The sequence below is a fragment of the Arthrobacter sp. AB6 genome (assembly GCF_031844545.1).
GTDB lineage: Bacteria > Actinomycetota > Actinomycetes > Actinomycetales > Micrococcaceae > Arthrobacter.
Window position 1 is genome coordinate 1 of record NZ_JAUZVL010000029.1, and the last position, 22,136, is coordinate 22,136.

The 22,136-nt window shown below is 66.0% G+C and carries 21 protein-coding genes, 1 tRNA gene, 1 pseudogene and 1 riboswitch; of the genes and pseudogenes, 10 read left to right on the top strand and 13 right to left on the bottom strand.

From position 1 onward, the window contains the following. The 4 genes from Q9R30_RS17455 to Q9R30_RS17470 form a co-directional block, all read left to right on the top strand. A partial coding sequence (locus Q9R30_RS17455; protein ID WP_311218379.1) for a DUF222 domain-containing protein occupies positions 1–988 on the top strand: 988 nt, incomplete at its 5' end. Positions 989–1,123: 135 nt separating this feature from the next. Further along, complete coding sequence (locus Q9R30_RS17460; RefSeq protein WP_311218380.1) at positions 1,124–2,200, top strand: zinc-binding alcohol dehydrogenase; 1,077 nt, start codon at positions 1,124–1,126, stop codon at positions 2,198–2,200. 4 nt (positions 2,201–2,204) lie between these two features. Further along, on the top strand, positions 2,205–2,618 hold the full coding sequence (locus Q9R30_RS17465; protein ID WP_104996779.1) for a 6-carboxytetrahydropterin synthase: 414 nt from the start codon (positions 2,205–2,207) through the stop codon (positions 2,616–2,618). A 4-nt stretch (positions 2,619–2,622) separates the two neighbouring features. Next, entirely contained in the window at positions 2,623–3,687 is a 1,065-nt protein-coding gene (locus tag Q9R30_RS17470) for a glycosyltransferase family 4 protein (protein WP_199775320.1), read from the top strand. Here the strand turns inward: Q9R30_RS17470 and Q9R30_RS17475 are convergent. Next, positions 3,684–4,184 (bottom strand): nucleoside deaminase, encoded by a 501-nt coding sequence (locus Q9R30_RS17475; protein WP_104996781.1) that lies wholly within the window; start codon positions 4,182–4,184, stop codon positions 3,684–3,686. The two genes, Q9R30_RS17470 and Q9R30_RS17475, sit on opposite strands and share 4 nt — an antisense overlap. 83 nt (positions 4,185–4,267) lie before the next feature. Here Q9R30_RS17475 and Q9R30_RS17480 point away from each other — a divergent pair, with 83 nt between their 5' ends. Genes Q9R30_RS17480 through Q9R30_RS17490 form a run of 3 tightly spaced genes read left to right on the top strand, consistent with a single transcriptional unit; the run spans position 4,268 to position 6,411 of the window. Continuing rightward, on the top strand, positions 4,268–5,050 hold the full coding sequence (locus Q9R30_RS17480) for a phosphatase PAP2 family protein (protein WP_104996782.1): 783 nt from the start codon (positions 4,268–4,270) through the stop codon (positions 5,048–5,050). A 12-nt stretch (positions 5,051–5,062) separates the two neighbouring features. Next, positions 5,063–5,698, top strand: a complete 636-nt coding sequence (upp, locus tag Q9R30_RS17485) for a uracil phosphoribosyltransferase (RefSeq protein WP_104996783.1) — start codon at positions 5,063–5,065, stop codon at positions 5,696–5,698. Positions 5,699–5,730: 32 nt separating this feature from the next. After that, positions 5,731–6,411 carry an HAD-IA family hydrolase gene (locus Q9R30_RS17490; protein WP_396136741.1) on the top strand — a complete coding sequence of 227 codons (681 nt, stop codon included), beginning with the start codon at positions 5,731–5,733 and terminating at the stop codon, positions 6,409–6,411. A gap of 32 nt (positions 6,412–6,443) precedes the next feature. On the opposite strand, the gene Q9R30_RS17495 is transcribed toward Q9R30_RS17490, so the two are convergent. The 3 genes and pseudogenes from Q9R30_RS17495 to Q9R30_RS17505 all read right to left on the bottom strand — a co-directional run bounded on the left by Q9R30_RS17495 (position 6,444) and on the right by Q9R30_RS17505 (position 9,690). Further along, a complete protein-coding gene (locus Q9R30_RS17495) occupies positions 6,444–7,151 on the bottom strand; it encodes a hypothetical protein (protein WP_311218382.1) in 708 nt (235 codons plus the stop codon). A gap of 5 nt (positions 7,152–7,156) precedes the next feature. Further along, positions 7,157–7,317: riboswitch (cyclic di-AMP (ydaO/yuaA leader) on the bottom strand. Positions 7,318–7,412: 95 nt separating this feature from the next. Continuing rightward, the gene (locus Q9R30_RS17500) at positions 7,413–8,942 is read right to left on the bottom strand and encodes a HAMP domain-containing sensor histidine kinase (protein ID WP_311218383.1); all 1,530 of its coding nucleotides are present in this window, start codon (positions 8,940–8,942) and stop codon (positions 7,413–7,415) included. An 8-nt stretch (positions 8,943–8,950) separates the two neighbouring features. Further along, positions 8,951–9,690 (bottom strand): annotated as a pseudogene (locus Q9R30_RS17505) (response regulator transcription factor). A gap of 660 nt (positions 9,691–10,350) precedes the next feature. On the opposite strand from Q9R30_RS17505, the gene Q9R30_RS17510 reads away from it, so the two are divergent. Together Q9R30_RS17510 and Q9R30_RS17515 are read left to right on the top strand one after the other, a co-directional pair. Further along, positions 10,351–11,217, top strand: coding sequence for a winged helix-turn-helix domain-containing protein (locus Q9R30_RS17510; RefSeq protein WP_104996788.1), 867 nt, complete (start codon positions 10,351–10,353; stop codon positions 11,215–11,217). An 81-nt stretch (positions 11,218–11,298) separates the two neighbouring features. Continuing rightward, positions 11,299–11,829 (top strand): histidine phosphatase family protein, encoded by a 531-nt coding sequence (locus tag Q9R30_RS17515; RefSeq protein ID WP_104996789.1) that lies wholly within the window; start codon positions 11,299–11,301, stop codon positions 11,827–11,829. A gap of 30 nt (positions 11,830–11,859) precedes the next feature. Here the strand turns inward: Q9R30_RS17515 and Q9R30_RS17520 are convergent, their stop codons facing one another. The 6 genes from Q9R30_RS17520 to Q9R30_RS17545 form a co-directional block, all read right to left on the bottom strand. Then, positions 11,860–12,570, bottom strand: a complete 711-nt coding sequence (locus Q9R30_RS17520) for a hypothetical protein (RefSeq protein WP_104996790.1) — start codon at positions 12,568–12,570, stop codon at positions 11,860–11,862. A gap of 8 nt (positions 12,571–12,578) precedes the next feature. Next, a complete protein-coding gene (locus tag Q9R30_RS17525) occupies positions 12,579–13,277 on the bottom strand; it encodes a TetR/AcrR family transcriptional regulator (protein ID WP_311218384.1) in 699 nt (232 codons plus the stop codon). Then, on the bottom strand, positions 13,274–15,310 hold the full coding sequence (locus Q9R30_RS17530) for a YhgE/Pip domain-containing protein (protein ID WP_311218385.1): 2,037 nt from the start codon (positions 15,308–15,310) through the stop codon (positions 13,274–13,276). The genes Q9R30_RS17525 and Q9R30_RS17530 overlap by 4 nt, the downstream gene beginning before the upstream one ends. Beyond that, on the bottom strand, positions 15,307–15,993 hold the full coding sequence (locus tag Q9R30_RS17535) for an ABC transporter ATP-binding protein (protein WP_234005503.1): 687 nt from the start codon (positions 15,991–15,993) through the stop codon (positions 15,307–15,309). Before Q9R30_RS17535 ends, Q9R30_RS17530 begins: the two co-directional genes overlap by 4 nt. A gap of 80 nt (positions 15,994–16,073) precedes the next feature. Continuing rightward, positions 16,074–17,525 carry a dihydrolipoyl dehydrogenase family protein gene (locus Q9R30_RS17540; RefSeq protein WP_396136742.1) on the bottom strand — a complete coding sequence of 484 codons (1,452 nt, stop codon included), beginning with the start codon at positions 17,523–17,525 and terminating at the stop codon, positions 16,074–16,076. An 82-nt stretch (positions 17,526–17,607) separates the two neighbouring features. Further along, a tRNA-Arg gene (locus Q9R30_RS17545) sits at positions 17,608–17,684 on the bottom strand. Between the two features lie 277 nt (positions 17,685–17,961). On the opposite strand from Q9R30_RS17545, the gene Q9R30_RS17550 reads away from it, so the two are divergent. Continuing rightward, positions 17,962–19,797, top strand: a complete 1,836-nt coding sequence (locus Q9R30_RS17550) for a phosphoenolpyruvate carboxykinase (GTP) (RefSeq protein WP_311218387.1) — start codon at positions 17,962–17,964, stop codon at positions 19,795–19,797. Positions 19,798–19,875: 78 nt separating this feature from the next. Here the strand turns inward: Q9R30_RS17550 and Q9R30_RS17555 are convergent, their stop codons facing one another. The 3 genes from Q9R30_RS17555 to Q9R30_RS17565 form a co-directional block, all read right to left on the bottom strand. Beyond that, entirely contained in the window at positions 19,876–21,036 is a 1,161-nt protein-coding gene (locus Q9R30_RS17555; RefSeq protein WP_311218388.1) for a globin domain-containing protein, read from the bottom strand. Between the two features lie 142 nt (positions 21,037–21,178). After that, complete coding sequence (locus Q9R30_RS17560) at positions 21,179–21,628, bottom strand: Rrf2 family transcriptional regulator (protein WP_311218389.1); 450 nt, start codon at positions 21,626–21,628, stop codon at positions 21,179–21,181. A 15-nt stretch (positions 21,629–21,643) separates the two neighbouring features. Then, on the bottom strand, positions 21,644–22,132 hold the full coding sequence (locus Q9R30_RS17565; protein WP_104996797.1) for a hypothetical protein: 489 nt from the start codon (positions 22,130–22,132) through the stop codon (positions 21,644–21,646). Positions 22,133–22,136: the final 4 nt, after the last annotated feature.

Consider the following 22,136-nt stretch of genomic DNA (forward strand, 5'->3'; position numbering starts at 1 on the left):
GACCCAGCTAAGGGCCGACAGTTTCGCCGCAGGGCTTCTCAACACAGGGTTTCTCAACACAGGGTTTCTCAACGCAGGGAGTAGTACCGGCACCCACGGTGCAGGCAGTGCTGGCGAGGGCGGTAATGGAGTCGGGGACGAACCACATGCCGGTAAGGAAGCCGGCCCGTCGTTGCCGATCCGGGCCGAGGTCCTGGTCACCGTGCCCGTGTTCTCGCTGATGGGCCTGACCGGGGAACCGGCCATGCTGGACGGGTACGGGCCCATCCCGGCGTCCATGGCCCGGGACCTCGTCGCCGGCGGTGCGAACTCTTTCTACCGGGTGCTGGTGGACCCGCGGGACGGGGCGCCGCTGGAAATCGGCCGTACCAGCTACCGGGTGAGCAAGGCGATGCGGAACTGGCTCAGGCTGCGGGACGGCAAGTGCCCCTTCCCCGGCTGCAGCAACAACTCCCTCCACAACGAGGCCGATCATCTCCTCGCCTGGCACAAAGGCGGCACCACCGGGGTATCGAACCTCGGACAGCCCTGCCCGAAACACCACAGGCTCCGGCACACCAGCGGCTGGAAACCCACGCCGGCAACGAAAACCGAACCACCCGGCTGGACCTCACCCACCGGCCGGACCTACAAGAGCGAACACCAGGACTGGGAACCACCACGATGGCCGGAAGGGGCTGTGCCGGCAGAGCTCCGCGCGCTTGATGACCTTGTGGAGATGTGGCCACCGCCCAACGACCTTTCGGGAGTGTCGCTGCCCAACGACCTTTCGGGAGTGTCGCCGCCTGATGGCCTGCCTGATGCTTGGCCTCCAGCAACCGGTCAGTCGCTCCAAGATCTGTCGCTCCAGGACCTGTATCCAAAGGAGGAGTTCCCCGAGGACACCTTTGCTGACTGGTTCCTGCCCGGATACCAGCTGCCCAAGGACCCACTGCCCGAAGATGTCTGGTGGGGAATGGCCTGCCAGGCAAGCGCCGGCGTCCCGTAATGAAACCCTCGTGGTGACTTTGATGATGACGATTGCCGGAGTGCGCCTCCCGTGGGGGAGGAATCGACGGGACAACGGGTGCTGCCGCCGTCCAACTTTCCCGCGCGCACGTTGACGGCTAGATTCATCAGCAAGATGACTAATCAATCCAGTCCACCGCAGCAATCCAGTCCCTCGCATGCAACCGCCTACTGGACCACAGCCAGGGAGCACGGCGAGCTGCGTCCTGAGGCGCTTCCGACCCCCGGACCGGACGAGGCCCTGGTCCGCGCCCTGTACTCCGGCATCAGCAAGGGCACGGAAATGGTGGTCCATGCAGGCGCTGTTCCGCCCCGGGTTGCCGAGGAGATGCGGGCACCCCGCCAGGAGGGAACCTTCCCCGGGCCGGTGAAGTTCGGGTACCTCTCCGTTGGGGTTGTCGAGGAGGGGCCGGAAGGCTGGCCGGGGCAGCGCGTCTTCTGCCTGAACCCGCACCAGGACCGCTACGTGGTGCCGGTTGGCTCACTGACGAAGATCCCCGACGACGTGCCCTCCCGCCGGGCAGTGCTCACCGGCACGGTGGAAACCGCCGTGAACGCATTGTGGGAGGCGGGTCCGCGGCTGGGAGACCGAATTGCGGTGGTGGGAGCGGGGCTGGTGGGCGGCATGGTTGCCACCCTGCTGAGGACCTTTCCGTTGCAGCGATTGCAGCTGGTTGACCTGGATGCGCGCCGGAGGCACCTGGCCGACTCCTTGGGCGTGGACTTCGCCCACCCGGATGACGCGCTCGCCGACTGCGACATCGTTTTCCACTGCTCGGCATCCCAGGAAGGCCTGGAACGGAGCCTGCAGCTCGTGGGCGACGAGGGGGACGTCATCGAGATGTCCTGGTACGCCAACCGCGAGGTCACCCTGCCGCTGGGGGAGGACTTCCATGCCCGGCGGCTATCCATCCGGGCCAGCCAGGTGGGTGTGGTGGCGCGTGCCCGCCGCCACCGCAGGACCAGCGCCGACCGCCTGGACCTTGCCGTCTCGCTGCTGAAGGACCCCGTATTCGACACCTTCCTCACGGGTATCTCGCCGTTCGCCGAGTTGCCCGGGACGGTTCAGGACCTCGCCAACGGGAAGTTTGAAGCCCTGTGCCACGTCATCGAATACCCCCGCGACGAAGACCGCGAGAACGAAGACCGCCAGACCAAAGACCCGCGCCAGACCCGAGAAGACCAGAGGTAAGTCCATGTTCAGCCTGACCGTCCGCCGCCACTTCATGATCGCCCACAGCCTCCCCCGTGAGGCGTTCGGGCCGGCCCAGGCCCTGCACGGGGCAACCTTCGTCGCCGAAGTGTCCTTCCGCCGTCGGACGCTCAACAAGGACGCTATCGTGCTGGACATCGGCGCCGCCGGCACCATCATCGAGGACGTTCTGGCAGGCCTGAACTACCGCAACCTGGACGAGCATCCGGATTTCGCGGGCAAACTCAGCACCACCGAGGCGCTGGCGGAATACATTGCCCATTCAGTTGCGGAAAAGCTGAAAGATGACGACGACGGCGGCCAGCTTAAGGGCATCGACGTCACCTTGCGCGAAAACCCGGACGCCTGGGCCACCTACTCGCTGGACCTCCCGGCAGCGGACCTTCCAGCAGCCTGATCCCGTGCCCCCCATCCGTCTGCTGGTCCCCGGCAACATCCACCACCATTCCGGCGGCAACGTCTACAACGCGCGGCTGGTGCGGGGCCTGGAGGTTTTGGGGACAGAGGTCGAGGTAATCGCAGTGGACGGCTCCTGGCCGGAAGCCAATGCCCGCGCACGGCGCCGGCTGGGCAGACTGCTTGGCGCCTGGGAACCGGACGCAGGACTGCAGGGCACCGTGATCCTCGTGGATGGGCTGATCGCCATGGGCGCGCCGGATGAGCTGGAATTCGCGGCCAAAGCCGGCCGGGAAACCTGGGTGCTGGTCCACATGCCTGCCCCCGCCCGCTACGGACTTGAGGCAAGGTCCCTGCGTGCCGCCACCGGGGTGCTGTGCACCAGCACCTGGGCAAGGAACGTCCTGGCGGCACGCCACGGCCTTCGCGGGCTGAAGGTCGCCCTTCCCGGTACTGATCCGGCGCCGTTGGCTTCGGGATCCACGCCGCCCCATATCGTCACCGTGGCCGCACTCCTGCCCAACAAGGACCAGTTGCTGGTGGTTGGGGCACTGGGCCGGCTGCAGGACCTTGAGTGGACGGCAGCGCTGGTGGGATCAGACCGGGCAGACGAGGAATACACCGGCAAGGTTCGCGCTGCCGTTCAGGCGAACGGGCTGGGCAGCCGGATCCAAGTGACTGGAGAGTTGACCGGCCAGGCGCTGGAAAGCGCATGGCAGCGGGCGGACCTCAGCCTGCTGGTCTCCCGCGCTGAAGCATTCGGCATGGTGGTCACCGAGTCGCTCGCCCGGGGCATCCCGGTGATCGTGCGTGACGGGACGGGCGCCGTAGAAGCGTTGCGCCTGGGCATACCAGGTACGGACGACGACGGCCCGCTTCCCGGAGCGAAGGTTGCCTTCCCTGCCGATGATGACCCTGCCAACCCCGCCCTGCTGGCCCAGGTCCTCCGCGGCTGGCTCGAGGACCCCGCAACCAGGGATTCCTGGCGGGAAAGGGCGGTTGGGGCGGCGGGCACGCTGCCGGGTTGGGACCGGACAGCGGCGGTGGTGCTGGACGCCATCAGGAATTAGAGCCGGTGCCCGGCGAAGAACTCACGCAGCAGCCCGGCGCACTCTGCCTCGCGCACCCCGGGATAAACCTCAACCCAATGATTCAGGCGGCGTTCGCGGAGCACGTCGAAGACGGATCCTGCCGCCCCCGCCTTCTCATCCCAGGCACCGAAAACCACCCGGGGAATCCGGGCCAGGACAATGGCGCCGGCGCACATGGCGCAGGGCTCCAGGGTCACCACCAACGTGCAGTCGGCGAGCCGCCAGCCGTCGCCGCTGCCGCCGTCGAGCACTGAAAGCTGGCGCAACCGCTCCGCCGCCTCCCGGATGGCAACTATCTCGGCGTGGGCGGTGGGGTCGCCCAGCTCCTCCCGCTGGTTCCGGCCGGAACCCAGCACGGCGCCGTCGGGCCCTATGACCACCGCGCCAATCGGCACATCCTCCGTAGCGAGGGCGCGGCGGGCCTCGGCAAGGGCAAAGCCCATCCACGCGTTATATTTTTTCTCTGCTGAGACCATGGCTCAATGATAGTTTCGTGGGATAACCAGAGCCCGTGACGCCCCAGACGCCGGGAGGCACAGTGAGCACCGTCCGAGACCGCATGGACAAGTGGATCAAGCCCTATGCCGCCCTGTGGCTGACCATGATCATCGGCGGAACACTCGTGGTCACCTTGGCCCTGCTCGGCGCAGAGGTGTATGCCAATGTGGTGGCCGAGGAAGGGCTTGCCAGCCTGGATATTCCTGCGCTGGAATACTCCCAGTCATTGCGGAATCCGGAGGTGGACGCCTTCGCCACGGGCTTTACCAACGTGGGCGGCGGGATCGGCATGCCAATCCTCGCCAGCATCCTTACTGCGTGGCTGACATTACTGAGCAGGACGTGGCGGCCCATCGTCCTGGTGGGCGGCGCTGCCCTCGTTTCCACAACTGCCACCACCCTGGGCAAGCGCCTGGTCGGCAGGACCCGTCCGGACCATTCGGAGGCGGTGCCGCCCTATGAGACCACACCGTCCTTCCCCAGCGGACACACGCTGAACACAACAGTGGTGATAGGGGTCCTGGTGTATCTGATGTGCCTCCAGTTCCAAATCCTGTGGGCAAGGATCGCCGCAATAACGGCCGGCGCCATCTTCATCATCGCCATGGGCCTGAGCAGGGTTTTCCTGGGACACCACTGGTTGACCGATGTGATGGCCGGCTGGTTCCTTGGCCTCGCATGGGTGTCCATGGTGATCCTGGCCCACCGGCTGTTCCACCTGATACGCCGCCGCGAGCACGCGGGCCCGGCGCCTACCTTTGAACACCCCGTCCTTCGAGAGGAACCCAACGGGGAAGCGGAGGCCAGCGGCGACCGGTCGGGGAGGGGCCCGGCGGCCGGGTGATACTTTTGACCCATGCGCACTCTCGTTGTGGACCACCCGCTGGTCGCCCATAAGCTCACCGTCCTCCGGGACAAAAACACTCCGTCCCCGGTCTTCCGGCAGCTGACGGAGGAGCTGGTGACCCTCCTCGCCTACGAGGCAACGCGCGAGGTCCGCACCGAGCCAGTCACCATCGAAACGCCCGTCAGCACCACTGTTGGCACGGCGTTCACCAAGCCCACCCCGCTGGTGGTACCCATCCTGCGCGCGGGCCTTGGAATGCTCGAGGGCATGACCAAGCTCGTCCCCACCGCTGAAGTGGGATTCCTCGGCATGGCCCGTGACGAGGAAACCCTGGACATCATCACCTACGCCGAGCGCCTGCCCGAGGACCTTACCGACCGGCAGATCTTCGTCCTGGACCCCATGCTGGCCACCGGCGGTACGCTGCGCGAAGCCATTAAGTTCCTGTTCAAGCGCGGCGCCTCTGATGTCACCTGCATCTGCCTGCTTGCTGCTCCGGAAGGCCTGGCAAAGCTGGAGGAAGAACTCTCCGATGCCAATGTCACCATCGTGCTGGCCTCCATCGACGAAAGGCTCAACGAGAAGTCCTACATCGTTCCCGGCCTCGGCGACGCAGGCGACCGGCTGTACGGCATCGCCGGCTAGGTCTCCGGGAGGGCTGGGGCAGAATGGGAGGCATGACCGTCCCGATGCCTCCCCTAACCCTGGCACTGACCTGCCGTGCCGTCCTCTTTGACATGGATGGGACCCTGGTTGATTCCACCGCGGTAGTTGAACAGGTTTGGGGCGAGTTTGCCGTCCGCTACGGGCTGGACCTTGGAGAGATCCTGCGGACTTCGCACGGCGTCCAAGCAGGCGACACCGTGAAGCGCTTCGCTCCGCCCGGCGCCGATGTGCCGGCACTGACCGCGGAACTTGGTGCCATGGAACGCGTCCGGACTGACGGCATCCTGCCCCTGCCCGGGGCAGCCCGGTTGCTGGCGGCACTTCCAGCAGACGCCATCGCCCTCGTCACGTCCGCTGACCGCGTCCTGGCTGACATCCGGATGGGCGCCGCGGGTCTAGCCATGCCTGCCACGGCCGTGACAGCTGAGCTGGTAACCCGGGGAAAACCGGATCCTGAGGGATACCTGCAGGCCGCCGCCGCCTTGGGCGTGGATCCTGCCGATGCGGTGGTGTTTGAGGATGCTCCCGCCGGCATTGCAGCAGGGGTCGCCGCCGGCATCCGTACGGTGGCTGTTGGACCCAACACCGGACCGTTGCCTGCCGGCATGCTGCACATTGTTGACTACAGTGCAGTTGCCGTCGAGGTCGGCGTGGATGACGAGGGCAGGAGGGTCATTTCCTTCCGGCTGTGAGGTTGGAGTCAACGGACGCGGCCGGTGCCGCTTTAGTACCAGTTGTTCGACAAGTGGAAGTTCAGTGCACCGCACGGGGACTGGTAGCGTTCCTGGATGTAATCCAGGCCCCAGTTGATCTGCGTGCGGTAGTTGGTGAGGTAGTCGGCGCCGGCACTGGCCATCTTCTCAGCCGGCAAGGACTGGACGATGCCGTAGGCGCCGCTGCTCGGATTGGTGGCCGTAGTGGTCCAGTCCGATTCCTTGGTCCATAGGGTCTGCAGGCACTGCATCTGGTCCGGAGCCCAGCCATAGGAAGCCAGTTGGCCGGCAGCGTACGCTTGGGCGCCCGCGGGGTCATTAACCGCGACGACGGGTGCGGGCTCGGGTACCGGTACCGGCGCCGGTTCGGGAGCGGGTACCGGCGCAGGTGCGGGCTCGGCTGCCGGAGCTGGAGCCGGTTCGGCTGCCTGCGGGACAACATTGATCGGCCCAGCCGCGGACTCAGGCGCAGGGTTGGCCCGGATTTCGCTTTGCTCCATGCTCAGCTTCGACAGGGACTCGACAGCGGGCGCCTCGGTGGATGCCACGCGGGCACCCGTGTCGGTGGCCTGGCCCGCAGCGCCAACTCCAACAAGGATGGCGCAGGATACTGCCAGGAACCCGGCGCGCCGGCCGAAGGACGGGAATTTGGCTGCTCGACGCGTAGCGCGGGTATCCGAGCCCGATTGCGGGCGTGGTTTTACAAGGAACTTGGACATGATGGATCGCCTCTCACACCTGCGGAGTTAGCTGTCGGGTTCGGATGAGGGCATCCGGCCGCACGGAAAAAACACGTGCAGGCTTAACCCCAAGGGCATTCAGTGCCCGGGACGGTGGGTCCCCCGCCTCTGCCGTTGCTCAAGAGGAATCCGGGAAGTGGCAGAGCTTGGCGTCAACCCGGGATATGCGGCCCGAACGGGGGCCGCACCCATTCGACGGTACAGGAGCGCAGCCCAGAAGTCACATTTTGGTAACAGGAATCACGATGGCGGCGCGCCGCCTTGTGTAATTTCGCGAACCAAGGGCAGCTGCAGGGCGAACTGTGTGCGGCCGGGCTGAGACGTCACCGTGACCCGTCCACCGTGGGCCTCAACAATGGACTCGACAATGGACAACCCCAAACCGCTGGTTCCTTCAGCGGCGGGTGCGCCGGGCGTGCTGGCCGTTCCCGCGCGTGCCGCGTCTGCGCGGGCGAACCGCGCGAAGACCTGGTCCACGAACTCCGGCGGTATTCCGCCGCCGTCGTCCGTTACGGTTACAACCGCGGCTCCCTCCGGGGTCTTCCACACCCCCGTTACCACTGTGGTGCCCGGAGGGGTGTGCTTGCGGGCGTTGGAGAGCAGGTTCATCAACACCTGCCGCAGCTGCGACGGATCCCCGTTGACCACCACCGGCTCGTCGGGGAGCTCCAGCCGCCAGGTGTGCCCGGGCGCCATGACCTTCTCGTCGCTGACGGCTTCCACCACCAGCTGCGTTAGGTCCACCTCGCTTAGCTTCAGCGGCTGGCCCTCGTCAAGCCGCGCGAGCAGCAGGAGATCCTCCACCAAGGCGGTCATCCGTTCCGACTGGCTTTGCACCCGCGCCAGCGACTTCTGCCCGTCCGGAGTGAAGTTTTCCGTCATCCTCATCAGTTCGGTGTAGCCGCGGATGGCGGTCAGCGGCGTGCGTAGCTCATGGGAAGCGTCAGCCACGAACTGCCGCACCTTGGTTTCGCTCTTCTGCCGCGCCTGCAGCGCGTTGGCAACGTTGTCCAGCATGAGGTTCAGCGCGTGCCCCACGCTGCCCACCTCAGTTCCGGGGTTGGAGTTCGACGGCGGTACACGCACGGCAAGTGCCACCTCGCCGGCATCCAGGGGCAGCTGCGAAACCCGGGTGGCCACCTCGGACAGCTGTTCAAGGGGCTTCATGGTGCGGCGGATCAGGACTGTGCCCACCAGCCCGACCAGGAGCAACCCGCCCAGCGAGACGAACACGAAGGTCCACACCAGGGACGCGAGCGTGCCCTCCTTAGCGGCCAGGGGGAGTCCGGTCACCAGGACGTCGCCGAAACTGGTCTTGACCGCGATCAGCCGGTAGTCGCCGTTTGAAAGCCTGCGGTCAACAGGCCGGGCGTCGGTGGCCAGTGCCAGCAGGACCTGCTTGTCCTCGGTGGACAGTGCGGAGCGCGTGGTGTCCGGGGCAAGGAAGCCAGCGCTGTTGACCTGGCCGTTGAGGATGCGCGCGTTCAGTGTTCCCACGCTTTGGCCGCGGGAATCCAGGGGGTCCCTGCCGTTGAAGCCGCCGGAGGGAGGCCGGCCGGGATCGTTGGAGCGGGCTGCGGCCTGGCTCAGCTGCTCGTCCAGCTGGCGGGTGAGGAACGCGTCCATGGAGGCGTAGCTGGCCACGCCCACCGCACCGCAGATGGCGATCAGCAGCGCCATGGCCAGCAGGATAAGCCGGGTCCGCAGGTGCCAGGTGCCAGGCGTGAGCCAGCTCCGGCGCTGCGGCTCCGCGGTGTGCACGGCGGTCATGGCGCCGTCTACTCCGCCGGCTTGATGACGTACCCGGCGCCCCGCACGGTGTGGATCATGGGCGGGTGCACGGCGTCCACTTTCTTGCGCAGGTAGGAAATGTAGAGTTCCACGATGTTTGCCTGGCCGCCGAAGTCGTAGTTCCACACCCGGTCCAGGATCTGGGCCTTGCTGATGACGCGCTTGGGGTTCTCCATGAGGTAGCGCAGCAGCTCGAACTGGGTGGCCGTTAGCTGGACGTCATCACCGGCCCGCGTGACTTCGCGTGTGTCCACGTTCAGAACAAGGTCTCCCACCACCAGTTCAGCAGTGTCCATGGCGGCAACGCCGGAGCGCTGTACCAGCCGGTGCAGCCTCAGCAGGACTTCCTCCATGCTGAACGGCTTGGTGACATAGTCGTGCCGCCGGCGGCGAGGCCCACGATCCTGTCCTGGACCGCGTCTTTGGCGGTCAGGAAAAGCGCGGGGACCTCGGGCGCGAAAGCGCGGATCCTGCCCAGGACCTCGACGCCGTCGAACCCTGGAATCATGACGTCGAGGACCAGGACGTCGGGGCGGAAGTCCTTGGCCAGCTTCACCGCTTCAGGGCCGTCGGCAGCAACTGCCACGGACCAGCCCGCCATGTGCAGCCCCATGCTCATGAGTTCCGAGAGGCTGGGTTCGTCATCCACCACGAGGGCCCTGATGGGGGAGCCGTCCGGATGGGTGAGCTTGGGGAGGTTGTTTGTCATGGAGTGCGAAGTGGCCATGGGACAACTCTCCGATCATTGGTTTATGCCCGGCTATGGCAAACCTGTGGCCCAGCTGTGAATATCCCGGCGTAGCGAGCTGAATGCCGGAGACGCGGCTGCTCCTGCCATGCCCCAGCGGCGGGGTTGCCGTTGAGGTGCAGTTTCCCCGGAGAATTTTTTGTCCGAAACCGTGGGCGGTTGGACACGACGGCAAGGCGGTGAGTGGGATTTCCCTATCAGTCCCGGTCCTGAATATTTTAGCGTGAAACTCCCATTCCGCCGAACAAAGTTCTGTCCAAGGCCGAAAGTGCGCCTCTTCAAGGATAACGAACGTTATTTTTATGGCTCTGCCAGAATCGTGATTTGCAGCACATTAGCCGATTTCGTCTCATTATGCGGACGACCGCGTCCATTGTTACTTGCAAGTTGGCATTGTTACGCTGCACACTTCCAATGTGAACAAGAACTCAACAGCACCTGCAGCCGCAGAATATTGGCCCAGCACATCCGCTGCTGCCGACATGCGCTGTTGTCGAATGCACGCCTGACCTTCCCACCCTCCGAAGTTCTTAGGCATTCGCCCCCAGCCCAGCGTCGGGCGCCCCTCCCCAGTTCTCATTGCGGGGAAACCCAGCATTCGGGCCGTGATGACGGCCATTCACATTGAGGTAAGCACATATGTCAGTTGCATCCGGATACGTCCACATCTCTGTCCGTAACGCCGCCAAGGCGGGCCAGCCCTCCGGCCTCCGCCCCGGCTTCGGCCCCCGGCCTGCCCTTGCTCCCTCTGCTTCCGGAAGCAACTTTCCCGCCCAGGGCTATGCGCCCCAGGGCTATAACCCCAATTCCTACGGGCAGCTCCGCGCCGTCCAGCCTGCCGAGGCGGCGCCGATGACGGCCCCCACTCCCGTAGTAGCCGGCCCGGCTGCTGTCCGGCCCGTCGCCAATGACAACGTCGCCCGCGGATTCGTCCTCTACATGGGTATCGACGAGGAAACCGCAGCAGCCGCCGGAACCTCCATCGCCAAGCTGGCCCAGGAAATCCGCGCCTACGCCCAGTCCCTGGTGTCCGGAGCAGAAAGCTACGCAGCCGTCGCCGTGGCTCCCGCAGGCACCCCCGGTTCCGCGCTCGACGTCGTCCGTTCCACCTTCGGCGACCCCACCGTCAACACCCGCCCGCGCACTGAGGCCCCGCGTCCCGCGCAGGCCCAGGAGCCGCGCCCGTCCGGTGTCCTGATCGACCTCGCCCGCCGCGAGGTCCACCTGGACGGCGAGTCCCTCAACCTGACGTTCAAGGAGTTCGAACTCCTGAACTACCTCGTGGAAAACGGAACCCGCACCGTGGGCCGCGATGAGCTCCTGGAAGGTCTCTGGCGCAATGCCGAAGAGGTCCCCAACGAGCGCACCATCGACGTCCATATCCGCCGGCTGCGCTCCAAGCTGGGCCGGCTCGCCAACACCGTGCGCACCGTCCGCGGCCAGGGATACCGGTTCTACGAGCACCCCGAAGTGGTTGTCTGGGCCGCTCCGGAATACTCGATCTAGGTCTTTTCGCGACCACGCCAAAGCGGCTTTCTGCCGGGTTGGGGCACCGTGCGCTGCGTCGGCTGGCTATAGGCTTAGGCCATGAGTGGGCACCATCTTCGACGGCTTGTGATCATGCGCCACGCCAAGGCCGATTGGCCTGGCGGCGTGGCCGATCACGAGCGTCCGCTGGAGGAGCGTGGCCACCGTGAGGCGCCGCTGGCGGGCCGTTGGCTGCTCAAGCACAACATCGTCCCGGACTTCATCCTCTGCTCCAGTGCCCTGCGGACCAGGCAGACCTGTACCTGGGTGTGCTCGGAGCTGGGGGACAAAGCGCCCACCCCCAAGCTTGAAGACGGGCTGTACGCTGCCTCCGCACTTCGGATGCTGACGGTCATCAACCACGTTCCGGACACCGTGACCACACTGATGGTGATTTCACACCTGCCGGGGGTCCAGGACTTGGCAATGCACCTCGCCTCGCGGGATTCCGACCACGATGCCTACATGGACGCCGCCACCAGGTACCCCACCAACGCCCTCACCGTCCTTGAGACGGAGAAGTCCTGGGCCGAATTGGACGGACAGGACGCCCGTATCACCAAGTTCAAGGTTCCCCGGGCCCGCCACTAGCCTGGCGCCATCCTGACGGGCCGGCAGGAGTCACCGGCGCGGTGGAGGTTTGGCCCCCGTTTTCGGCGTTGTCCTGGCAGGGGAAGCGGACGACGACGGCCGGTTGGCTGCGCTGGAAGGCACCCGCGCAGGCGCGCGGAGGCCGCCGGTTCCCTCACCACGAGTCCGCTGTGCCGATGCCTGCTGGGCCGGCTTGCGCTGGGCTGTCCCTTTGGCAGCTGGCCTGCCCGGCGCCGTCGTCCGTCCCTTCACGGAAGCGCCCCTGCTTGCTGGGCCCGTGGCGGCAGTGCCTTTTCTGCCCGTGCCCCGCCCAGCCGTGCCCCGCCCAGCCGTGCCCTTCCTGGACAGAGCCTGCAGCCGGCGCCCGCGGGGCCAGGCCGCACCGAGGAACAGCACGAGCAGGGTAACCACGGCTGCAGCGGCAGCACCAAAAAAGTAATTGTCGGGATCGTCGGTGGGCAACGGCGTTCCTACAAACGAGGACTCGCCGGCGAAAGCCAGCTCCCACGTGCTGATGAAGGCGAGGGAAAAGCCGATGGTGAGGCTGGCGCCCCCACCGGCAACCAGCAGGGCAAGGCGCCGCCCCCGGTTCAGGATCTCCGTAATACAGGCCAGGCACGCCAGCGCCAGGACACCGAGGAACGCGATGAACACCGGCTCAGCGAGCGTCATTCCGGTCAGCACCAGCAGGCCGGCCGCAACAATACCGGAAATAACCGCGAACTTTCCGCTCTTCCCCATGGGTCCAATCATCCCTGAGCCGGAGGCTGCTTCAGCACGTAGCCGCGCATGATGGCCATGATTGCTGCAACGCTTTGGTCACGCGTCCGCTCGGGGTGGTATGTCTGGCGGTCCAGTCCCACCACGAAGCAGGCCCCGAAGATGGCGGTTTCCAGGCTGCCCCGGGAAACCGACGGGTCCACGGGGTATTCCTTTGCCACCTTCTCCACTGCCTCCCCGATCACCGCCAGCAGCTCGCCGCGAAGGACCGCGAACGTGCCCTGCCACTCGCTGGGCGTACGCCAGTTTTCGCTGACCCAGAGGCGCGCGAAGGACGGGTACTCCGCCATGAAGTCCATGGCCTGGCCGATCATTGCCTCCATGGCCCGCATCGGGTCGCTTGCCCGGGTGCCGCCGGCCCCGGCTTGGTCCGCAGGACCATCAGCTCCCGATCCCGGTGCTCCCTGTTCCGGCGCTAACAGGAGGCGGGCCTTCAGGATGTCCACACCATGCCGCAGCAGCTGCGCGATGAGCTCCGACTTGCTGCCGAAGTTGTAGTAGACGGTTCCCTTGGAGACGCCCGCCGCAGCGGCGATCTCATCAACCGTGACACCCGCCGCACCCCGCTCGCCGATGAGTTCCATGGATGCGTCGAAGAGTTTCTGGCGCGTAACGTCGGTCCGGGCAGGGCGGAGACTCTTCGCTGCTCCCGGTGGCTCCGTACTCATAGCGCAATCTCAGGTTTCAGCGTTTTCAGGGTCCAGTACTTGTTCCTGCGCACCGCAAGCGTGGACATGGCCGCACCCAGCGCGGTATAGCCCACCAGGCCCAGTACCGTGGGTGCGATCATGGCCAGGTCCCCGCCATAGACCAGGTGCCGCATCCCGGCCACCACATAGCCCATGGGCAGGACCTCGTGGACCACATGGAGAGGCTGCGGCGTGGTTTGCCAGGGGAAGGTGCCGCCGGAGGACACCAGCTGCAGGACCAGCAGGATCAGCACCACGAGTTTCCCCGGAGACCCGAGCAGCGCCACAACGCCTTGGATGAGGGCGCTGAACGCCATGGCTGCGGCGAGCATAAAGAGCCACATCAGGACAGGGTGGGCGGGATTGAGGCCCAGGGCAAGATTCACTACCAGGGTGAGGAGGGTTGCCTGTACCGCCGAGACCGCCAGGAACGGGAGCCAGCCGCCCAGTGCGATCTTCCAGGATGCCGCATTGGACGCCAGCGCCCGCTGGGTGATGGGACGCATTGCCTGGACCAGCATGAAGATGCCGATCCACAACGCAAGGGTGAGGAAGAACGGCGCCAACCCGGCGCCGTACGACTCCGCCTTGGCCTGTGAGACGTTGCTGACCGAAACGGGGTCTGCCATGACGCGGGAGAGGTTGCTCTTCTGGGCGTCATCAGGGTTGGGCACCTGCCCTGCCCCTTTACTGATTTCGTCCGCCAGCGTGCGTGACCCGCCCGCTGCCGTCCCGGCACCATCCACCAGCTGGGCTGCCCCGGCATCCACCCTGCTTGCTCCTTCAGCGAGGCGGCCGGCAGTGTCGAGCGCGGCCTGTTCCCCCGTGGCCAGCGCGGCAGCCCCGGTGTGCAACTGGTCGGCACCGGACGAAGCCTGCGACACGGCGTCCCTCAGGTCCGGCGTGCCCGCGGCGAGCTGCGCCGCGCCGGCACTGACGGACGCTGCTCCGTCCGCCAATTGCTGGATCTGGGCGGCGTCTGCCTGGATCCCCGTCTTGGCTGCAGCCATAGGGCTCGAGCCGGCCGTGGCGTCGAAGTCGGCCAGGATGCTGTCGGCCTGCTCCTGCGTGAGGATGCCTGCCGCGATGAGCCTGTTGTTTGATTCCATCACCCGTGTCCGAAGCCCCTGGTCTGCGGCCTCCAACTGGGCTGCAACGCCCTGCACCTTGGCGTTCAGCTGCGCGTTTCCGGCTGCCACCTGCGCTGCCCCGGCGGCGAGGTTTCGGGAATCGGCGGGCAGCGTGGACGTCTTGTCCTTGAGCGTGGAGAGTCCGCTGCTGAGCTGGCCTGCGCCATCGGTCAGCTCGTTGGCGCCGTCGCGCAGCTTGGCCTGCCCGGCATAAAGCCCGCCGGCGCCGTTGCTCAACTCGGCGGTGCCCTCATGGAGGGCGGCGGCTCCGTCGCGGAGCCGCCCCACGCCGTCCGCCAACTGGCCGGCGCCGTCTGCGGCCTTGACCATCTGTGCATGGATGGTGCCAAAACCCGTCAGCAGCTGGTTGGCCGTTTCCTCGCCCACCTCCGTGGCAACAGTGCTGTGGACGGCGGTGGTGAGTTTATCCACAATGGTGCTCAGGAGGTAGTTGTTGGCATCGTTGGTGGTGACGTTCAGCATTGCCTGGCTGGCGGAATCAAAGCTGCCCGGCGAGACCAGATTGCCCGAAAAGTCCCGGGGAATTTTCAAGGCGAAGGCGTATTCGCCGCTGCTGACCCCTTGGTCCGCCTCTTCCGTGGTGGCGACGGGTATCCAGTGGAACACGTTGCCGTCCACCAGGCTGTCCGCCACCTTCGCCCCCGCCTGGAGCCGCGTACCGTCGCTGGCCGGGGCGCCGGCGTCCTCAACAACAAGGGCCGCGTCGATGTGGTCGAGGTTGCCGTAGGGATCCCAGTTTGCGTAGAGGTACACGGCGCCGTACAGCAGGGGGACCATGGTCAGCGCGAGGATGGTCAGCTTCGGCAGCAGCCCGCCGGTCATCCTCTTGAGTTCGGAGCGGGCCAGCCGCAGTACCGTCATTTGGCAACCTCTGTTTCAAGTTCAGCAGTTTCCGCGGCATTCCCCGTGGCGGCATCCCCCGCGGCGGCGTTGCCGATGGCTGCGCTGGGTCCGTCCCACGACGTCGGGAGGGCGCCAACAGTGGCGACGACGGCGAGCGGCCGTCCGCCGTCGAACGCCAGGCGCTGCAGCCCCGGCAGCCACTCGGACTCATCCGCACCGTGCCGGTCGGGGGAATCGACCACCAGCAAGTCCGTGCGCGGATTTGCCAGCGCGAGCGCGGTCAGGAGCTCAAGCCGCCGGCCGGGGTCCAGTTGCTCGGTCCAGAGGCCGGCAATGTCCTCGAAGCTGTTCACCTTCAGCCACGGGTTGCTTAGCAATGCCCCCCGGTAGCGTCGCGGGACCAGGGCAAGGTCCTCGGTGACAAGGTCCCGGACGCTGAGGTGCTGTTCCGGCTCGTTCACACCGGGGGAGTCCACCAGGGCGCTGGCCAGCCGGCGCGGTTTGATGCGCTCGCTGCCGTCCCAGGTGATGAGGCCTCCTGTTGCCTTCATCCTGCCGCTGAGCACCAGCGCAAGAGCTGTGCGGTGGTCCTGCCGTCGCCCGGTGGCCAACAGGAGTTCGCCGCGGTTCACGTGGAGGGAAGTCGCCGGAAGCAGGGGGTCCCTGCGGCCCATGACAGAGAGCAGCTGTGCTGAGAGCAAGGTTGGCCTTTCGCAGAATGCGTCCGGTCCCAGCCTAACTAAACTGACCGGTCAGTTCAAATAGGGGTCGGTTCGACGTCCTAGAGGCCGTATTTTTCCAGGAGCCGCAGCCAAACCTCACTGATCGTGGGGTAAGACGGGACCGCATGCCACAACCGGTCAAGCGGGACCTCGCCCACTACGGCGATCGTTGCGGCGTGCAGGAGCTCGGACACGTCCGGACCGGCGAATGTGGCGCCCAGCAGTACCTTCCGGTCCTCATCGACCACCAGCTGCGCCCAGCCCGCGTAATTCTCCGAATGCAGTGAAGACCCGGCAACCTGGATGGGGAGTTCCACCGAAGAGGCGTTGTAGCCGTCCTTGCGGGCACTTTCCAGGGTGCGGCCGACGGTGGCAACCTCAGGATCGGTAAACACGACATTGGGCACGGCATGCTGGTTGGCAGTCTGTGCATAGCGGCTCCAGTCGGCCGGCCGCCCGCTCAGTTCGCCCTTGGCCCTGGCCGTGATGGCATCGCCCGTCGCCCGCGCCTCGTACTTGCCCTGGTGCGTCAGCAGGTTCTGGCCGGCTGCGTCACCCACGGCATACAGCCACGGGCCGTCGCCAGGGATGCCCTCCACCAGGCCGGAAATATCCGTACTGAGGTTCAGGCGGCCGCGGCTGTCCGGCTCGATGCCGACGCTTTCCAGTCCCAGGCCCTCAAGCGCGGGATGCCTGCCCGTGGCGACGAGGACCTTGTCAGCGATGACCGTTGACCCGTCGGCCAACTGCAAACTGAACGTGCCGTCGTCGTTCGCGGTGATGCCCTCCGTCACGGTATTGAGCCGGATGTCCACGCCGTCCGCGCGCAGGCCGGCGGCAACCAGACTGGCTGCCTCCTCCGGATAGTTCCCCAGCAGCCTGCTGCGCGCCATGAGCGTCACAGTGGACCCGAGGCGGGCGTATGCCTGGGCCAGCTCCGTCCCGGCGACGCCACCGCCCAGGACAGCGAGCCGCTCCGGGATTTCGCTGGCGGAGGTGGCGTCCCTGGTTCCCCAGACCTGCACGTCCTCAAGCCCTTCGATCGGGGGCATGTTCGGCATTGACCCTGTGGCCAGCACCACCGCGTGGCGCGCCTGCAGCAGGTGCGAGGTGCCGTCCAGCCCTGCTACCTGGACCGATTTGGGAGCCGTAAGCCAGGCGTGGCCCCTGATGAGGTCGATGCCGGAATCCTTGACCCAGGCAACCTGGCTGTCATCCTGCCAGTTGGACGTGAAGTGGTCCCTGCGCTTAAGCACTGCGGCAGCATCCAGTGTCCGCGTGACGGCCTCCTTGGCACCCGGCGCCGTCTGTGCGGAGTGCAGCGCCGTTCCGGGCCGAAGCAGGGCCTTTGACGGCATGCATGCCCAGTAGGAGCACTCGCCGCCCACCAATTCCGCCTCCACGAGCACCACGGAAAGGCCGCCCTGGACGGCGCGGTCCGCAACGTTTTCCCCCGCGGCGCCGGCGCCGATCACCACAACGTCAAATTCCTGCTTCACAGGCTCGGGCATCATGGGGACAGCCTACGCCCGGGACGGTGCGGACGTGGGTCAACGCAAAAGGTCCGCACCGGCGAACCGGTGCGGACCTTGATGGTGCGCCCAAAGGGATTCGAACCCCTGACCTTCTGTTCCGTAGACAGACGCTCTATCCAGCTGAGCTATGGGCGCATTCCGTGTTCCTGGAGAAGAACCGCTCTCCCTGAACCTCGAATTACTTTACGCGAGGGTTGGCTGGGATGCCAAATCGAAGGACGTGTAATCTCGGCTACTAGACCGGTATAGGTGACCTTCGTCACTTTGTCGTAGAATTTCAGCCTGAAGTTCCTTGATTTCCCGCGGAATTCTATTTCTGTGACCTCAAATCGTCAGCAGACGTCCGAAAAACGGCAGTGGTCCGGACCATAACATTTAGGACACACCGATGAACCCGAGGAAGGGAACCGTAATGGGCGATCTGGCACAGAAGCCGCTGCTTGAGAAAGCACCCACCACACATGCCGGCCTGCTGGCATGGGTCGAAGAGGTTGCCGAGCTTACGCAGCCGGACCGGATCCACTGGGTTGACGGATCCGAGGCGGAAAACACGCGCCTCACAGACGAGCTCGTGGCTGCCGGCACCCTGACCCGGCTGAACCAGGAACTGTTCCCCAACTCCTTCGCCGCTTTCTCCGACCCCGCGGACGTTGCCCGTGTGGAGGAGCAGACCTTCATCTGCTCGGAAAACAGGCGCGACGCAGGCTTCACCAACAACTGGATGGCACCGGCCGAGATGAAGGAGAAGCTGCGCGGACTGTTTACCGGCTCCATGCGCGGCCGAACCATGTACGTCATCCCGTTCGTCATGGGCCACCTGGACGCGGAGGACCCGAAGTTCGGCGTCGAGATCACGGACAGCGCCTACGTTGTTGCCTCGATGCGGATCATGGCCCGCATCGGCACCGACGTGCTGGACCGCATCACTGAAACCAACGCGTTCTACGTCCCCGCGCTGCACTCCCTCGGCGCCCCGCTGGAGCCCGGCCAGAATGACGTGCCGTGGCCGTGCAACCCGGACAAGTGGATTGTCCACTTCCCTGAGGAGCGGTCCATCTGGTCCTTCGGCTCCGGCTACGGCGGCAACGCCCTGCTGGGCAAGAAGTGCTACGCCCTCCGCATCGCCTCCGTGATGGCCCGCGACGAAGGCTGGCTGGCCGAGCACATGCTCATCCTGAAGCTGACCTCCCCCGAGCAGAAGACGTACTACGTCTCGGCAGCCTTCCCGTCTGCCTGCGGCAAGACCAACCTTGCGCTGCTCGACCCCACCATCAAGGGCTGGAAGGTGGAGACCCTCGGCGACGACATCACCTGGATGCGCTTCGGCAAGGAAGGCGAGCTCCGCGCCGTCAACCCCGAAGCCGGCCTGTTTGGCGTGGCCCCCGGCACCGGCTGGGGCACCAACCCCAACGCGATGCGTGCCATTGCAAAGGGCAACAGCATCTTTACCAACGTCGCCCTCACTGACGACGGCGGCGTGTGGTGGGAGGGCATGACCGAGGAAGTGCCCGCGCACCTCACCGACTGGCAGGGCAACTCCTGGACTCCGGATTCGGACACGCCTGCTGCGCACCCGAACTCCCGCTTCTGCACCCCGATCGACCAGATCGACATGCTGGCCGAGGAGTACCACAGCCCCAATGGTGTGGAGCTCTCCGCCATCCTGTTCGGCGGCCGCCGCAAGACCACCATTCCGCTGGTCACCGAGGCGCGCAGCTGGTCCAACGGCATCTTCATGGGAGCAACCCTGTCCTCGGAAACCACTGCAGCAGCAGCCGGTGCCGTAGGCGTGGTGCGTCGGGATCCCATGGCCATGCTGCCCTTCATCGGCTACGACGCCGGCGACTACCTGAACCACTGGGTCAACCTCTCCGCAAAGGCCAACCCGGAGCGCCTGCCCAAGATCTTCCTGGTCAACTGGTTCCGCCGGAACTCCGAAGGCGGCTTCGCATGGCCCGGCTTCGGCGACAACGCCCGCGTCCTCAAGTGGGCCATCGAGCGGCTCGAGGGCAAGGCCGACGCCGACGAAACACCCATCGGCTTTGTGCCGACGGGCGATGCCATCGATCTCGACGGCCTGGACATGACCCCGGCGCAGGTTGAGGAAGCCGTCAAGGTGGACCCGGTCGAGTGGGCCACGGAGCTTGCGTCCATCGAGGAATGGTTCGCCAACTTCGGCGAGTCGCTCCCGGCGGCACTTCAGTCCGAGCTGGCCGGCCTGAAGTCCAGGCTGGGACAGGCCTCCTAGGAACAGCGGCGTTCCTCAGCGGGACGACGGCGGCCCCGCACCTTTTCGCGAAAGGTGCGGGGCCGCCGTCGTTGGCTTCTAGCTGGCGAGCCAGATGTCCGGGCCGAAGACCTCATAGTGGATCCGGGCGGCCGGGATGCCGGCGTTGATGGCTTCGTCACGGATGTTCTTCATGAACGGCAGCGGGCCGCAGAGGTATAGGGACGCATCCGCCGGCAGGTCCACCTCACGCAGGGACATGAAACCTTCCTTGGCTCCGGCCGCGGGCTGTTCGAGCCAGAGCTGCAGCTTGGCACCGTCCAGGCGATTGACGTCGTCCGTCATCTGGCTGCGCAGGGCCCAGCTGTCCAAGGTGCTTTCCGCGTGGAGCACCAGCACTTGCCGTTCGGATCCGGACTCTGCCAGGGACCGAAGGATGGACGCGGTAGGGGTGCAGCCGATGCCAGCGGAAGCCAGCACCACCGGCCCGTCACCGTCCTTCAGGGTGATCTCGCCGTAGGGGTTGGAGATCTCCAGGATGTCGCCGACCTGCACGTTGTTGTGGAGCACGGGCGAGACTTCGCCGCCGTCGTCCAGTTTGGTGGTGAAGGTGCGGCCGGTGCCGGCGTCGCCGGAGAGGGAGTACTGGCGGACCTGGCGAAGGCCGTCCGGCAGCGTGACCTTGACGCTGATGTACTGGCCCGGAAGCGCTTCGGTGATGGGGGTGTCGTCCGCGGGCTCCAGCGTGAAGGTCATGGCACCGGTGCCGGCGGGGGTTGTCGCGGCCACGCGCCAGGGAGCCCACATCTTGCTGTTGGCCTGGCGTGCGTACAGGCCCTTCTCGATCTTGATCAGCGCGTCGGCCATGAGCCAGTAGACCTCGGTCCATGCCTCGGCGATCTCGGGGGTGATCACCTCTGAGAGGTCATCGGCAATGGCAGCGAAGAGGTGCTCGTAGACCACCTGGTACTGCGGTTCAGTGATACCCAGGGACGCGTGCTTGTGGGCGATCCGGGAGAGGACGGTCTCCGGAAGAGTGCCCGGGTTGTTGACCAGGTGGGTCGCGAAAGCGGCGATGCTTCCGGCGAGAGCCTGCTGCTGGTTGCCCGAGCGCTGGTTGGAGCGGCTGAACAGGCCGTCCAGAAGCTCGGGGTGCGCTGCGAACAGGCGCGCGTAGAAGTTGGGGGTGATGGCGCCGATCCGTGAACCGACCAGGGGCAGCGTTGCTTCGATGACGGGGCGGGATTTTTCCGAGAGCATGGGAACTCCTGAGGTAGTGACCGGGGCCTTCGTCCGGCCTTCGTGAATACCTGCATTCCATATGCTGGTTTTCATACCCAACTTCTACATCTTGTAGAAGTTGGAAGCAAATCGGCCGGTGGTGAAGGCGGGGCCGGGGGTGTCAGAGCCCCGGGCGGAGTCCGATCATGCTGAAGACCGGGGCCATTTGGCCGGACACGGGGAGGTTCGCAATGTTGACGGAATCGAGTTCCTGGTAGAAAGCCTCGCGTGCCCGGGAGAGTGCGGAGCGGAGCCGGCATTCGTTGATCAGGGGGCAGTTCCCGCCGGGAGCCACGCAGTCCGCCGCGTCGGTCCGGGTATCGAGCTGCCGCAGGACCTGACCCACGGTGGCATTGCGGCCGGCGTGGCTAAGGCGGGAACCGCCGGTCCGGCCGCGGACCACCTCGAGATATCCGAGGGTGCGCAGCTTCGCCATCGCTTTGCTGACGTGGTTGTAGGGCGTGCCTACGGAGTCGGCGACGTTCTGCGTGGTCAGCAGGGCACCCGCGGGGGCTGCCGCAAGCACCATGAGGGCCCGCAGGCTGACGTCGGCGAACGCGTTGATCTTCATGGAGGCGCCGCCGGTCTAGTCCACCCAGATCGCGGGCTCGCTGGCATCGGCCGCCAGCTCCCCGAATTCCCACGTCTGGGTTCCGGCATTGGCCGAGTAGGGCAGCACGGCAGCGAAGACAGAGCCGTCGCGGTGTTCAGCCGCCACGTGGATGGCGTCCGAGTCCTCCTCCACCAGCAGGATGTCGCAGACCACGGCGGCAGCCCGGAAGTCCTCCCGGTTCTGCCGCAGCAGGGCTGTGAGGTCGCTGATCATGGCGTCGGCATCAAAGTCGCCGTCTGAACCTTCCGCGGCGTCTGCCGGCGAGACGGCCACCAGCCGCACCTCGCCGTCGTTCTGGACGGTCAGGGCGAAGGGCAGGAAGCCGCCGCTGCGGTGCAGCTGCTCCTGGGCGGCACTGACGCCCGTGCCCAGGAGGTTCTCCAGGTCCGTGGCGGTGGCATCCGGCACCGAGCCGCGCCAGGAGCCCTGTCCTTCGGAGCCCGGCTCCGGGGTGTCTGTCACGCTG

Excerpts from the sequence above, each read along its gene's own strand:
- Q9R30_RS17540 (WP_396136742.1), bottom strand. The coding sequence starts at position 17,525 with ATGCCCGAGCCTGTGAAGCAGGAATTTGACGTTGTGGTGATCGGCGCC.
- Q9R30_RS17490 (WP_396136741.1), top strand. The coding sequence starts at position 5,731 with ATGACCGTCCCGATGCCTCCCCTAACCCTGGCACTGACCTGCCGTGCC.
- Q9R30_RS17460 (WP_311218380.1), top strand. The coding sequence starts at position 1,124 with ATGACTAATCAATCCAGTCCACCGCAGCAATCCAGTCCCTCGCATGCA.
- Q9R30_RS17530 (WP_311218385.1), bottom strand. The coding sequence starts at position 15,310 with ATGACGGTACTGCGGCTGGCCCGCTCCGAACTCAAGAGGATGACCGGC.
- upp (WP_104996783.1), top strand. The coding sequence starts at position 5,063 with ATGCGCACTCTCGTTGTGGACCACCCGCTGGTCGCCCATAAGCTCACC.
- Q9R30_RS17495 (WP_311218382.1), bottom strand. The coding sequence starts at position 7,151 with ATGTCCAAGTTCCTTGTAAAACCACGCCCGCAATCGGGCTCGGATACC.
- Q9R30_RS17510 (WP_104996788.1), top strand. The coding sequence starts at position 10,351 with ATGTCAGTTGCATCCGGATACGTCCACATCTCTGTCCGTAACGCCGCC.
- Q9R30_RS17555 (WP_311218388.1), bottom strand. The coding sequence starts at position 21,036 with ATGCTCTCGGAAAAATCCCGCCCCGTCATCGAAGCAACGCTGCCCCTG.
- Q9R30_RS17480 (WP_104996782.1), top strand. The coding sequence starts at position 4,268 with ATGGACAAGTGGATCAAGCCCTATGCCGCCCTGTGGCTGACCATGATC.
- Q9R30_RS17560 (WP_311218389.1), bottom strand. The coding sequence starts at position 21,628 with ATGAAGATCAACGCGTTCGCCGACGTCAGCCTGCGGGCCCTCATGGTG.
- Q9R30_RS17550 (WP_311218387.1), top strand. The coding sequence starts at position 17,962 with ATGGGCGATCTGGCACAGAAGCCGCTGCTTGAGAAAGCACCCACCACA.
- Q9R30_RS17475 (WP_104996781.1), bottom strand. The coding sequence starts at position 4,184 with ATGGTCTCAGCAGAGAAAAAATATAACGCGTGGATGGGCTTTGCCCTT.
- Q9R30_RS17515 (WP_104996789.1), top strand. The coding sequence starts at position 11,299 with ATGAGTGGGCACCATCTTCGACGGCTTGTGATCATGCGCCACGCCAAG.
- Q9R30_RS17520 (WP_104996790.1), bottom strand. The coding sequence starts at position 12,570 with ATGGGGAAGAGCGGAAAGTTCGCGGTTATTTCCGGTATTGTTGCGGCC.
- Q9R30_RS17525 (WP_311218384.1), bottom strand. The coding sequence starts at position 13,277 with ATGAGTACGGAGCCACCGGGAGCAGCGAAGAGTCTCCGCCCTGCCCGG.
- Q9R30_RS17500 (WP_311218383.1), bottom strand. The coding sequence starts at position 8,942 with ATGACCGCCGTGCACACCGCGGAGCCGCAGCGCCGGAGCTGGCTCACG.
- Q9R30_RS17465 (WP_104996779.1), top strand. The coding sequence starts at position 2,205 with ATGTTCAGCCTGACCGTCCGCCGCCACTTCATGATCGCCCACAGCCTC.